This window comes from Ruegeria sp. HKCCA0235A, from assembly GCF_013033235.1.
In the GTDB taxonomy this organism is placed as follows: domain Bacteria; phylum Pseudomonadota; class Alphaproteobacteria; order Rhodobacterales; family Rhodobacteraceae; genus Ruegeria.
The window spans coordinates 155,319-168,315 of the sequence record NZ_WQDQ01000004.1 but is presented as its reverse complement, the minus strand read 5'-3'; the positions used below and the strand labels follow the sequence as shown (position 1 = coordinate 168,315).

At 58.1% G+C, this 12,997-nt stretch carries 13 protein-coding genes; 6 read left to right on the top strand and 7 right to left on the bottom strand.

Annotated elements, in window-relative coordinates:
- Positions 1-109: 109 nt before the first annotated feature.
- The 5 genes from GOW56_RS08865 to coxB form a co-directional block, all read right to left on the bottom strand.
- Positions 110-925 carry a cytochrome c oxidase subunit 3 gene (locus tag GOW56_RS08865; RefSeq protein WP_152457261.1) on the bottom strand — a complete coding sequence of 272 codons (816 nt, stop codon included), beginning with the start codon at positions 923-925 and terminating at the stop codon, positions 110-112.
- Between the two features lie 22 nt (positions 926-947).
- Positions 948-1,523, bottom strand: coding sequence for a cytochrome c oxidase assembly protein (locus GOW56_RS08860; RefSeq protein WP_152457260.1), 576 nt, complete (start codon positions 1,521-1,523; stop codon positions 948-950).
- Positions 1,523-1,684 (bottom strand): hypothetical protein, encoded by a 162-nt coding sequence (locus tag GOW56_RS08855; protein ID WP_171205643.1) that lies wholly within the window; start codon positions 1,682-1,684, stop codon positions 1,523-1,525. The genes GOW56_RS08860 and GOW56_RS08855 overlap by 1 nt, the downstream gene beginning before the upstream one ends.
- Positions 1,681-2,631, bottom strand: coding sequence for a heme o synthase (cyoE, locus tag GOW56_RS08850; protein WP_171205642.1), 951 nt, complete (start codon positions 2,629-2,631; stop codon positions 1,681-1,683). The genes GOW56_RS08855 and cyoE overlap by 4 nt, the downstream gene beginning before the upstream one ends.
- Positions 2,632-2,719: 88 nt before the next feature.
- The gene (gene coxB / locus GOW56_RS08845) at positions 2,720-3,631 is read right to left on the bottom strand and encodes a cytochrome c oxidase subunit II (protein ID WP_152457258.1); all 912 of its coding nucleotides are present in this window, start codon (positions 3,629-3,631) and stop codon (positions 2,720-2,722) included.
- Positions 3,632-3,807: 176 nt separating this feature from the next.
- On the opposite strand from coxB, the gene tldD reads away from it, so the two are divergent.
- From tldD to topA, 3 genes are all read left to right on the top strand, one after another.
- Positions 3,808-5,229, top strand: a complete 1,422-nt coding sequence (gene tldD, locus GOW56_RS08840; RefSeq protein ID WP_171117528.1) for a metalloprotease TldD — start codon at positions 3,808-3,810, stop codon at positions 5,227-5,229.
- Positions 5,230-5,466: 237 nt separating this feature from the next.
- A complete protein-coding gene (dprA, locus tag GOW56_RS08835; RefSeq protein ID WP_171170834.1) occupies positions 5,467-6,591 on the top strand; it encodes a DNA-processing protein DprA in 1,125 nt (374 codons plus the stop codon).
- A gap of 167 nt (positions 6,592-6,758) precedes the next feature.
- Positions 6,759-9,386, top strand: a complete 2,628-nt coding sequence (topA, locus tag GOW56_RS08830; RefSeq protein ID WP_171205641.1) for a type I DNA topoisomerase — start codon at positions 6,759-6,761, stop codon at positions 9,384-9,386.
- Between the two features lie 74 nt (positions 9,387-9,460).
- On the opposite strand, the gene GOW56_RS08825 is transcribed toward topA, so the two are convergent.
- Complete coding sequence (locus GOW56_RS08825) at positions 9,461-9,838, bottom strand: hypothetical protein (RefSeq protein WP_171205640.1); 378 nt, start codon at positions 9,836-9,838, stop codon at positions 9,461-9,463.
- 163 nt (positions 9,839-10,001) lie between these two features.
- Here GOW56_RS08825 and GOW56_RS08820 point away from each other — a divergent pair, with 163 nt between their 5' ends.
- Complete coding sequence (locus GOW56_RS08820) at positions 10,002-10,706, top strand: CoA transferase subunit A (protein ID WP_152457253.1); 705 nt, start codon at positions 10,002-10,004, stop codon at positions 10,704-10,706.
- Positions 10,706-11,332, top strand: a complete 627-nt coding sequence (locus tag GOW56_RS08815) for a CoA transferase subunit B (RefSeq protein ID WP_152457252.1) — start codon at positions 10,706-10,708, stop codon at positions 11,330-11,332. The genes GOW56_RS08820 and GOW56_RS08815 overlap by 1 nt, the downstream gene beginning before the upstream one ends.
- Positions 11,333-11,369: 37 nt before the next feature.
- Here the strand turns inward: GOW56_RS08815 and GOW56_RS08810 are convergent, their stop codons facing one another.
- Positions 11,370-12,236 (bottom strand): lytic transglycosylase domain-containing protein, encoded by an 867-nt coding sequence (locus GOW56_RS08810; RefSeq protein WP_171205639.1) that lies wholly within the window; start codon positions 12,234-12,236, stop codon positions 11,370-11,372.
- 353 nt (positions 12,237-12,589) lie between these two features.
- Here GOW56_RS08810 and GOW56_RS08805 point away from each other — a divergent pair, with 353 nt between their 5' ends.
- Positions 12,590-12,820 (top strand): Flp family type IVb pilin, encoded by a 231-nt coding sequence (locus GOW56_RS08805; RefSeq protein ID WP_117869713.1) that lies wholly within the window; start codon positions 12,590-12,592, stop codon positions 12,818-12,820.
- Positions 12,821-12,997: the final 177 nt, after the last annotated feature.

Here is a 12,997-nt window from a genome sequence, read left to right as displayed (position 1 = left end):
GTGGGCCAAATTGCAACCACGCAATTGTATGGGGCGCAATCTTGCGCCCGGAACAGAGAAAAAGCCGCCCCTCTAGGGCGGCTTTTGCAATTTGATCAGCTGATCGGGCTTACATCAGCGGGGCCTGTCCCCAGATGTAGACCGCGAAAAACAGGAACAGCCAGACAACGTCAACGAAGTGCCAGTACCAGGCCGCCGCTTCGAACCCGACATGCTTTTCCGGTGTGAAGTCGCCTTTGAGGGCCCGGATCAGGCAGACCGACAGGAAGATGGTGCCGATGATGACGTGGAATCCATGGAAACCGGTCGCCATGAAGAAGTTCGAATAGAACTGATCATCGCCAAATTTCCAGCCTTCATGGGCCAGCAGCTCGTAATACTCGAACGCCTGCAAACCGGTAAAGGCAATGCCCAGAACGATACCGATGGCCAGGCCGTTGATCAGCGCTTTGCGGTCGTTGTCATGCACCAGCGCGTGGTGCGCCCAGGTAATAGCACAGCCTGACAGCAGCAGAACCAGAGTGTTGATCAGCGGCAGGTGGAACGGGTCAACCGCGTGGATGTCCGGCTGGATGTATTCGGTGCCGGCATAGTCGTACATCGGGTACATGCGATGTTTGAAGAACGACCAGAACCAGGCAAAGAAGAACATCACCTCGGACATGACGAACAGGATGAAACCGTAGCGCAGTCCGATGCGAACGACAGGGGTGTGATCCCCCTGGCGGCTTTCGACAACAACTTCGGACCACCAAGCGAACATGGTGTAAAGAACTGCGACCAGACCGGCCCAGAACATCCACGGGGTCAATCCGTGCATCCAAAGGACGGCTCCGAACAACATCACAAAGCCGCCGACAGCTCCGATCAGAGGCCAGATCGACGGGGCCAGAATGTGATAATCATGGTTTTTAGCGTGTGCCATCAGCGTCCCTCACCTACAGGCGTTAGTTCGTGTTTGTTTCTGCCTGCGCTTCAAGGGCGGCATAGCCCTCTGGCAGGTCAATTTCGTAGAATGTATACGACAGCGTGATCGTATGAACATACTTTGCTTCAAGATCTTCGACCATTTCAGGATCGACGAAGAAGGTCACCGGCATCTCTACCCGCTCGCCAGGTTGCAGCACCTGCTCTTCAAAGCAGAAACAGGCAATTTTTTGAAAATACCCGCCTGCCGAATAGGGTGCCACATTGTATGAGGCCTGACCCGCTATTGGACGATCCGTTGGGTTGTAGGCCTCATAGAAAGCCAGTCCGGTCTCGCCGATGCGCACTTCCATCTCGCGAACGACCGGTTTGAATTCCCAGGCCATGTTTTTGGCCTTGGACGCATCAAACCGTACGGTGACCGTGCGGTCCAGAATGTCTTCGGGGGCGGCTTCGGCCACACCGGTTGTACCGCCAAATCCGGTTACGCGGCAGAACCAGTCGTAGAATGGTACCGCCGCCCAGGCCAGGCTGCCCATCAGGACAACCACACCCACGGTTTGAGCGACCGTTTTCTGTGGACCAGACAAAGCCATCAGTTCTGGACCTCCTGTGTGGCCATATTGAAATCAGTGCCCGAGACCTTGACGACCGTCAGGCCAAAAATGATCACGATAAAGGCAACCAGTGTCAGTCCAACGCCCAGATTGCGGCTGAACCGTCGCTGATGCAGTTCATGGCTTTTGCGCAGGCTCATGACCATCCTCCCAAACCATAGGGTTTCAGCAAGGCTTCGGCCAGAATAGCGCCGAAATGCAGGAAGAGGTAGAGCAGCGAAAGCTTGAAAAAGCTGCGTTCAACCTTGAAATTATCGGCCTCCGAGTCATCCTCGGTCCGACGCGAAATTTGCCAGGCGCCGCGCAGAAACAACGCGTTCAACACCAAAGCCACAGTCAGATAGACGGGACCACCGATGCCAGAAAATGCGGTTCCCACCGCCAGTATCGCCAGCAGGGCCGTGTAGACGAGAATGTGCACACGCGTTGCTCGGCGGCCATGTGTCACGGTCAGCATGGGCACGCCCGCATCGTCATAGTCCGAGCGCATGAACAGGGCCAGAGCCCAGAAATGCGGCGGTGTCCACATGAAGGTCAGGGCAAACATCAGCCACGGCTCAACCGCCATGGACCCGGTAGCAGCCACCCAGCCGATCACCGGAGGGAAAGCGCCCGCCGCACCACCGATCACGATGTTCTGCGGCGTCGAGCGCTTCAGCCACATCGTGTAGACAACGACATAGAAAAAGATTGTGAAGCCCAGAAACGCACCCGCGAACCAGTTGGTCGCAAGGCCCAGCATGATCACCGACAGGCCCGACAGGGTCAGGCCGATGGCCATCGCCTCACCCTCTTCCACCTTGCCGGAGGGGATCGGACGACCTTTGGTGCGTTTCATTACCTTGTCGATATCCGCATCCCACCACATGTTCAGCGCGCCCGATGCGCCGCCACCGATGGCGATGAACAGAATGGCGCAGAACCCAACAAAGGGGTGGACCGGAACCGGGGCCGCCAGCAGACCGACCAGCGCCGTGAACACGACCAGAGACATCACGCGCGGCTTCAGCAGGGCGAAGTAATCGCCAAAGCTGGCCTCGTCCGCGTGGGCGGTCGCTGTGCTGGCATTGATGCTTGCGTCGGTCATCTCGGGTCCTTCTGGGGCGAAAGCTGCGCGGTCAGCCCGCACAGCCTGCATTTCGTGCCAGGCGGGCTTCAACCCGCCCTCAGTGTGCTCAGTTCGATGCAACCTGATAGCTTTGCGGCAAACCGGCATATTCTTCGATCGCGCCTTGCAGCCACTGGTCATACGCTTCCTGGCTGACGACTTTCACGGTGATTGGCATATAGGCGTGGTCTTTGCCGCAGAGTTCCGAACACTGACCGAAGTAGATGCCTTCCTTCTCGGCCTCGAACCACAGTTCCGCCAGACGCCCGGGCACGCCATCCTGCTTTACGCCGAAGGATGGGATGGTCCAGGAGTGAATCACATCAGATGCGGTAACCTGCATCACGATAACCTTGCCAACCGGAACAACAACGGCAGTGTCCGTGGCCAGCAGCCATTCGTCATCGCTGTAACCCGCATCTGCCAGCTTCGCGCGCATGGCATCGTCAAGCACAAACGGGGTCACGTCGGCGTCAGCCGGGCGCGCGCCCTCGTCCAGAGTGGCCGGATGGCCCAGCAGGTAGCTGTCGAAGGCAAAATCGTGATCAACATATTCATAGGTCCAATACCACTGGTTGCCCACGACTTTGATGGTGATATCGCCTTCCGGGATCTCCTGCTGTTTGAACAGAACCGGCAGCGAAAACGCACCGATGAAGACCAGAATCAGGATGGGGCCAAGGGTCCATGCAATCTCAACCGGGGTATAGTGCGAAAAACGTGCCGGTTTCGGGTTAACGCGTTCGTTGTAACGCACGATGCAATAAACCAGCAGGCCGGCAACCAGCAAGCAGATAACGGTGATGATCACCAGAATCATGCCGTCCAGACGCTGAATTCCTGTGGCAAGGCTGGTGGCTGCCGGCTGAAAGCCCATACCGCCGTCAACCGGTTTGCCAATAATCTCAAGCTCCTGAGCCATGGCTGGAAGGCTGGAGAGGGCTGTCATAAACCCTGAAAGCATCAAAGCATTCTTCATGTTCTGTCCTGATCGTTTGATCTTTGCGTCCCTGGCGAAAAGGTGTGAATCGGTCGCACCTCTCCCGTTGTCTTTGGCCGCGTTAAAAACCATATTCCGTCGGGTAGATAAAGCAAAATGCTTGCGTCAAACAGACGCTATTTTTGATCTGGATCAAACCCGAAAGGTCCCAACCCATGTCCGACGCCCCGTTTCGCCCGTTTGAAAGCGCTCTACCGCACGATGAAGCGCTTGCCATTTTGCGCTCGGCCACGGACGGTGCCGAGGACGGAGAGCTGTTTGTCGAGCGGCGAAAATCCGAGTCTCTCGTGTTCGATGACGGCCGTCTGCGCACCGCGTCTTACGATGCGTCGGAAGGGTTCGGGCTGCGTGCAGTACAAGGTGAAGTGGCTGGATATGCGCATTCCACAGACGTTTCGATTCCTGCCCTGAAACGGGCGGCGGAAACGGCAAGACTGGCTGTCGGGGATGGCGGCGGGGTCTTGGCGGATGCTCCGCGCTCCACCAATACGCGCCTCTACACGGACGAAGACCCGATTGATTCTGCCGCGTTCCCGGTCAAGATCGAGACATTGCGTGAGATCGACGCCTTCGCCCGCGATCTGGACCCGCGTGTGGTTCAGGTCAGCGCCACGATCGCGGCAGCCGTGCAAGAAATCGAGATTCTGCGCCCTGACGGTGTGATGGTTCGCGATGTGCGCCCCATGACCCGCGTGAACGTATCGGTCATTGTCGAACAGAACGGACGCCGCGAAAGCGGATCCGCCGGTGGTGGTGGCCGGGTTGGCCTGAGCGGGTTGATCGACCCCGCCGACTGGCAGGCCAAGGCCCGCGAAGCCCTGCGTATCGCACTGGTCAACCTGGACGCAGTTCCTGCGCCGGCCGGTGTCATGGAAGTTGCGCTTGGCCCCGGCTGGCCCGGCATCCTGCTGCACGAGGCCATCGGCCACGGCCTGGAAGGCGACTTCAACCGCAAGGGCAGCTCGGCCTTTGCCGGGTTGATGGGGCAGCAGATTGCTTCAAAAGGTGTGACCGTGGTGGATGACGGCACGATTGCTGATCGTCGCGGTTCGATCACCGTGGATGATGAGGGCACGCCCAGCGCGCGCACGGTGCTGATCGAAGATGGCGTGCTGACCGGCTACATGCAGGACCGCCAGAATGCGCGGCTGATGGGGGTTGCTCCTACGGGCAACGGGCGGCGGCAGAGCTATGCGCACAAACCCATGCCGCGCATGACCAACACGATCATGCTGGGTGGCGAAGCCGACCCGCGGGCCCTGGTAGCCGATATCAAGGACGGTATCTGGGCGGTTGGATTCGGCGGCGGTCAGGTGGACATCACCAATGGCAAGTTCGTTTTCTCGTGCACCGAGGCGTATCGTGTCGAAAACGGCAAAATCGGCGCGCCGGTCAAGGGCGCCACGTTGATTGGTGACGGGCCATCGGCCTTGAAACGTATCCGAGGGCTGGGCAACGATATGGCGCTGGACCCCGGCATGGGTACTTGTGGCAAGGACGGACAATGGGTGCCGGTAGGTGTTGGCCAGCCGACCGTCCTTATGGACGGGCTGACTGTCGGCGGTTCGGCCGCCTGAGTCGGACGCGGCGCAGTCCAAGAGGCGCAGGGTTAACCCAGCGTCTCTTTTTTCCGAAGATCGCCTTAGGTGACCAAAGCGCCCTTTCTGATTGAGCATTATTTATTTTACTTATTATCAATATGTTATATGCTTTCCCCCGACAGAATTGCAAAAAATCACTTCTAATTTTCAACGATTCACAAGCTGTTAACTGCCTGTCCCGTAAACCAGTTCTGCAACAAGGCGGAGCAACGGATGACCGAAGAGCAGCTTTCTTCCAATCACCCCCCACTCCCACCCACCACGGAAGAGGACCGGTTCTCGTGGCTTCGTCTGTTGCGTTCTCGCAAGGTCGGTCCGGTGACATTTCGTCGGCTGCTTCGCGAACATGGCTCAGCGCAGAACGCGCTGGCCGCGCTGCCTGAAATGGCACGCGCCGCCGGTATAAAAGGGTATGAAACCTGCCCCCCCGGCGTGATCGAGGCGGAACTCAGGGCCGCAAAAGCCGCTAAAGCGCGGCTTTTGTGCCTTGGGTCCGCTGAATTCCCCGCGGCCCTGGCTGAACTGAACGAAGCCCCGCCGCTGCTTTGGGCGATCGGAGACGTTTCGCTGCTGCAAAAACCAGCAATTGCGATGGTCGGCGCGCGAAACTGTTCCTCGCTCGGCGCGCGGATGGCACGTGGCCTGGCCACCGAACTGGGCAGCAAAGGGCACGTTATCGTCTCGGGCTTGGCGCGTGGCATCGATACAGCCGCGCATATGGCCGCGCTGGAAACCGGCACGGTGGCAGTCATGGCCGGTGGCGTTGATGTGATCTATCCGGCCGAAAACACGGAACTGGCCCATGACATCGCGTCCCGCGGCTTGCGGATTTCGGAACAACCGATGGGCGTGACACCCCAGGCCCGGCACTTTCCACGCCGAAATCGGATCATTTCGGGGCTTGCGCAGGCGGTTGTCGTCGTCGAGGCTGCCGCCAAGTCCGGCAGTCTGATCACGGCACGGGACGCACTGGATCAGGGGCGCGAGGTTCTGGCCGTTCCGGGCCATCCGTTCGATGCGCGGGCCGCCGGCTGCAATCTGTTGATTCGTGATGGCGCCACACTTGTCCGATCCGCTGAAGACGTTGTTGAAGCCTTGCCGCGGCAGGACGACCTGTTTTCTCGACCAATCGAACCGCGCTCGGAACCAATTGCGCGTCCTGCAAGAAACCTGCACGAGCAAATCATCGCGCGGCTTGGCCCCTCACCCATCGCCGAGGATCAATTGCTGCGGGATATCGCGGCCTCGGCCGGTGAGCTTGGACCGGCGCTGATCGACCTTGAACTTGATGGGCGAATCCAACGTCAGCCCGGAGGTCTGCTGTCGCTGGCAAGTTGATCGAACCCTCCTTACGGCGTGCCCACTTTGTTAAGATCAGTGGTAGCGCACTGAAATCACGGCGCTTTTCCATCCACGAAAGGAACGCATTGACAATTCCCGCTTGCCCCACACATTTTGCACCACCATAGAAGGCGCCAAATTCGTCGAGCGAGGTTTCCCCTTAAATGCCCGTAGTTGTTGTAGAATCTCCGGCCAAAGCAAAAACAATCAATAAATACCTGGGCCCCGACTACACAGTTCTGGCCTCTTACGGCCATGTGCGGGACCTGCCGCCAAAGGATGGATCGGTCGATCCTGAACATGACTTCTCGATGAAATGGGAGGTCGGCAACGACAGCCGCAAGCATGTCAAGGCCATTGCCGACGCGTTGAAAGAAGACAATGCGCTGATCCTCGCCACCGACCCCGACCGCGAGGGCGAGGCGATCAGCTGGCACCTGCAAGAGGCGTTGACCAAACGCCGTTCGATCAAGAAGGATACGCCCGTCAGCCGCGTCACCTTCAACGCCATCACCAAGGACGCCGTGACCGAGGCGATGCAGAACCCGCGTCAGGTCGATATGCCGTTGGTCGAGGCCTATCTGGCCCGCCGCGCGCTGGATTATCTGGTGGGTTTCAACCTGTCTCCGGTTTTGTGGCGCAAACTGCCAGGTGCGAAATCGGCAGGTCGCGTGCAATCCGTCTGTCTGCGCCTGATCGTCGAACGCGAAATGGAAATCGAGGCATTCAAGCCGGTGGAATACTGGTCGGTTCGGGCGCTGTTCGAGACACCGCGTGGGCAGACCTATGAGGCGCGTCTGGTCACGCTGGCCGGCAAGAAGCTGGACAAGCACGATCTGGCCAATGCGACGCAGGCCGAGCTTGCGGTTCAGGCCATCACCAGCCGCGCGCTGAGCGTGACTTCGGTCGAGGCCAAACCCGCCGCCCGCAACCCCAGCGCGCCGTTCATGACATCGACCCTGCAACAGGAAGCCAGCCGCAAGTTCGGCATGGGCGCGCGCCACGCAATGCAGGTGGCGCAGCGGCTTTATGAGGCCGGGTACATTACCTATATGCGGACCGACGGCATCGACATGGCGCCTGAGGCCGTGGCAGCCACGCGCGAAACAATCGCAGATCGCTACGGTGCTGAATATGTACCGGACAGCCCGCGCATGTATAAGAACAAGGCCAAGAACGCTCAGGAAGCTCACGAGTGTATCCGCCCGACGGATATGTCGCGCGATGCCAAGGCGCTGAAGGTCACGGATGAAGATCAGCGCAAGCTTTATGATCTGATCTGGAAACGCACCATCGCCTGTCAGATGGCTGCCGCGCGTCTGGAGCGCACCACCGTCGAGGTCGGCAGCGACGACGGTCAGGTCGGCCTTCGCGCCACGGGCCAGGTGGTCATGTTCGATGGGTTCATGCGGGTGTACGAAGAAGGCCGGGATGACGTCGCGGATGAGGATGAAAAGCGTCTGCCACAGATCACGCAGGGCGATCCGGCCCGTTTTGCCAAAACCTCTCTGAAGGATCAGTTTGCCAAGGCGACCAGCGAAAGCGGCGATAAGATCGCGAAAGAAGCAATCCTGTCCAAGAACGAATCCGTTCTGGCCCTTCAACACCACACCCAACCGCCCCCGCGCTATACCGAAGCGACACTGGTCAAAAGGATGGAAGAGCTGGGGATCGGGCGCCCATCAACCTATGCCTCGATCGTAACGACGATCCAGGACCGGGAATATGTCCGCAAGGACAAGAATAGGCTGATCCCCGAGGAAAAAGGCCGGATCGTCACGATTTTCTTGCTGAATTTCTTCCGGCAGTATGTAGGGTATGAATTCACTGCCAATCTGGAAAAAGAACTGGATGACGTCAGCGCCGGGGAGCGAGACTACAAGGACCTGCTGGGCAAGTTTTGGCGTGATTTTTCAGCCGCGATTGGCGAGACATCAGAACTGCGGATTTCGGAAGTGTTGGACAAGCTCGACGAAGCTCTGGCTCCGCAGCTCTACCCGCCGCGCGAGGATGGGTCCGATCCGCGTATCTGCCCGAAATGCGGCACCGGTCAGTTGCACCTGAAGACCTCTCGTACGGGTGGGTTCGTTGGGTGCGGGAACTATCCGGAATGTACCTATACGCGCCCGATTGCCGGTGAAGGCGCGGAAGGTGACGAAAGGCTGCTGGGCGAAGATGCCGGGGATGAGATCTGGTTGAAATCCGGCCGCTTCGGTCCTTACGTTCAACGGGGCGAACCCACGCCCGAGAACAAAAAGCCCCCGCGCGCATCCCTTCCGCGCGGGTGGAGCAAGGATGACATGGATCTGGAAAAGGCGCTGACGCTACTGTCCCTGCCTCGTCAGATCGGCGAACACCCCGAAGGCGGCATGATCAGCGCGAATTTCGGGCGGTTCGGGCCTTACCTGATGCATCAGCTGCCGGAGGAGCCGAAGCCGGTCTATGCCAATCTGAAAGACCCCAATGACGTGTTCGAAATCGGCATGAATCGCGCCGTTGAGTTGCTGGCCGAAAAACGGGCAAACCCTGGTCGTGGGCGGCGGGCCGCGGCAAAACCTCTGAAGGAGTTGGGTGAGCATCCCGATGGCGGCGCGATGCAGGTTCTGGACGGGCGCTATGGGCCTTATGTGAAATGGGAAAAGGTCAACGCAACGATCCCCAAGGACATCAAACCCGAGGACGTGACGCAGGAAATGGCCATTGAGCTTGTCAACGAGCGCGCTGCCAAGAAAGGCACCAAGAAAAAGGCAACGTCCAAAAAGAAAGCAACCACCAAGAAAGCAACAACCTAGGCTGACAGGTGGTCGGGGTTGAAAAAGCCCCCCCGCAATCGCCGTTTCGGCATTGCGGGAGGGCTGTCAGCGAATTACCTGGGCTGAGGGCCGCACCGCACTTCGAGCGTCGTCTGCCAGTCTTCCGAGCTGCTTGAGCTAGGATAGTAGCCGGGTGCGCTGCCTGAGTTCTGGGCAGCAGCGGTCAGGACATCGATGATCAGGGCTGCATTCTTGTCCACCCCCTGATAGCCGGTATCGCTGGCCAGAACGAAGGCCTCTTTACCCTGCTGTGCGCACCGTGCGTTGGCGGTTGAAATTGCAGATTCAAGTGAAGACTTCTCAGAATAACCGGTTCCTATAACTTTGATCTTGTTATCGTCGAGCGGAAGCACGGTCGCTTGCTCAGGCTCACAGGCTGACATAGCCAAAAGCGCAACACCTGCGACCGTTCCGACCCAAATTCGTTCCATGTTTTCAATCTCCTATAAAGGTACGTCGCTTATGCTGAACCGTCCGGTTCATTGCAACAGCTCATTTCACTGGTAGAAATACCACCTCCCCCTTGGTTTCATTGACTTCCCCGTGACACGGCGGCACAACCAGCCCATCACCATGTCATTGGGGGAGTTTTCCATGAAGAAAGTCTATGCCAATGCCACCGAGGCGCTCGATGGGGTGTTGTCGGATGGCATGCTGATTGCCGCAGGCGGGTTTGGCCTCTGCGGAATTCCGGAACTGTTGCTTGAGGCCATCAGGGACTCGGGCGTCAAAGACCTGAGCTTTGCGTCGAACAATGCCGGTGTGGACGATTTCGGAATCGGCATCCTGTTGCAGACCAAGCAGGTCAAAAAGATGATCAGCTCGTATGTCGGTGAAAACGCCGAGTTCATGCGCCAGTATCTGAGCGGTGAGCTGGAACTGGAATTCAACCCCCAAGGAACATTGGCCGAACGGATGCGCGCCGGTGGCGCGGGCATTCCGGGCTTCTACACCAAGACCGGCGTCGGCACCGTGATCGCCGAAGGGAAAGAGCACAAGGACTTCAACGGCGAGACCTACATTCTGGAAGAAGGCATTTTTGCCGATCTGGCCATCGTCAAAGCCTGGAAGGCTGACGACACCGGCAATCTGGTTTTCCGCAAGACCGCCCGTAATTTCAACGTTCCTGCTGCGACCTGTGGTAAGATCTGCGTTGCCGAAGTGGAAGAGATCGTTCCGCGTGGTTCGCTGGACCCCGACTGCATCCACCTGCCCGGTATCTATGTGCATCGCATCATTCAGGGCGAACACGAAAAGCGCATCGAACAGCGCACCACCCGCAAGAAGGAGGAAGCATAATGCCCTGGGACCGCAATCAGATGGCCGCACGCGCGGCAGAGGAACTGGAAGACGGCATGTATGTGAACCTGGGCATCGGGATCCCGACGCTGGTGGCAAACTATGTGGGTGACAAGGACATCACTCTGCAATCGGAAAACGGCATGCTGGGCATGGGCCCCTTCCCTTTTGAGGGCGAAGAAGACCCGGACCTTATCAATGCAGGCAAGCAGACGATCACAGAACTGTCCCGCACGGCCTATTTCGACAGTGCCACATCCTTCGCCATGATCCGCGGTGGCAAGATCGCTGCGGCGATTCTGGGTGCCATGGAAGTAGATGAGAAGGGCGATCTGGCAAACTGGATGATCCCCGGCAAGCTGGTGAAGGGCATGGGCGGCGCGATGGACCTGGTTGCAGGCGTCGGCCGAGTGATTGTCGTGATGGATCACACCAACAAGCATGGAGACAGCAAGGTCCTGAAGGAATGCACCCTGCCACTGACCGGAAAGGGCGTCGTGGATCGCATCATCACCAATCTGGGTGTGCTGGATGTGGTTGAAGGCGGTCTGAAAATCGTCGAACTGGCGGAAGGTGTCAGCGAAGACGAGCTGCGCGCCGCAACGGAAGCGACAATCGTTTCCTGATCAAATGGAAAGGCCCGCCGGATCACGGCGGGCCTTATTAGTTGGACGTCTGAAAAACACAGCCATCAGAAATCAGGTCTGGCGGCGTTGCGCACAAAGCCCGCGCGATCTGAAACGCGGCGAGGACTTTTGGCACGTAGTCCCGAGTTTCAGCATAGGGTGGCACGCCGCTGTGTTTGCGCACGGCCCCCTCTCCCGCGTTGTATCCAGCCAATACAAGTATTGGATCATTCCCGAACTCTTCCATCAGCCAGTTGAGGTATTTCACACCGCCCGCAATGTTCTCAGAGGGCTTAAGGCTGTCCTTTACCCCGAATCTGGCCGCTGTCGCGGGCATCAATTGCATAAGCCCCTGTGCGCCTGCGGAACTGACCGCGTCTGCACGTCCGGCCGATTCCACCGAGATGACCGCAAGCACCAGCGCAGGTGAAACATTAGTTCCCACAGTGGAACGGAGGATATCGATCCCGCGTTCCTTTGCGATATCTTGCAGCGATTGCAGTCGCGGTGATCTCACGTTGGTTGCGGCCAGGGCGTTGATCGCCGCGTCAAGCCGCCCAGCCCCGCGTTCATCAATGTGCGGTGAAATCCGGCTCCAGAAAGCCTTGTACGATCCTTTGGGATCTCGTTTGACTTCCGCACCCGGCGCTGGCAGCGGGGCGACTTTGGTACGCGCGATGATTTCCGGGACTACCAGTTCAGTGCCCGTGCTGGGCGCTGAAGGGTTAGCTGCGTGTTCTTCCGGAGTGATCTGCACGGTCACACGCGGACGTTCACCGGGTTTTGGGGCTTTGACGCGCTTGTATACGCCGCGCGGCTCTGTCTCGGTCGCATTTAAAGATGCGGTGCCCGATATCAGAAACGCCAGCACACCGGCGCATTTAAGTGCGTTCCGGAGATTCATTTGCCTGCCTCATGTTTTCTTTTTAGGCGATTTGAACCCCGAATCTTCCCGCAAGGCCAGAAAAACAAAGCGAAATGGGGCAGTTTCGCCTCATTTGGCGCAATTTTGCATCGCTATAGAGCCTTTGCTTCAACCGTTGTGATTTTTTTATCTTTTATTTTCAGGACGTTATAAAAAATATAACCAAAAAGTTAAACCATGCGAAAAAAAATCTGTGTTTGGCCCAATTCCTGCCACGCCCAACGGTCAAACATAGTCCCATACCGAGACGGACATGAGCGGACTGAGAGAGAAAGCTCTGAAAGACGCCTAGGTTTGTTAAACTCTTTTTGATCCTTTAGGAGGGACGTAACATGATCAAGTTCATCAAGAACTTCCGCAAAGACGAAGACGGCGCAGTAACAGTTGACTGGGTTGTTCTGACCGCAGCAGTCATCGGCCTGGCCGCCGTTGCTTATCAGCAGATCTCGGCTGGCGCCACTGGCCTGGCAACCGGCGTAAACGAAGCGCTGAACGCCGCATCGCTGAGCACCGGCAGCAACACCGCGACAGGTGGTATCACCGGCGAAGGCAAAAGCAACTAAGTTGCTGATCTAGAGAATTTCCAAGGCCGCGCTCATCGGGCGCGGCCTTTTTTATGATCTGAAACTGCTCCATCCCAAGTTCGCTGGAGCCTGCCCGCGCGCAAGTTGTGAAGGCAATCGCGACGATCATGGCGTTTTGCTGTAATTGCCGCGTTTCTTCTGCTCCAATCAATTCGA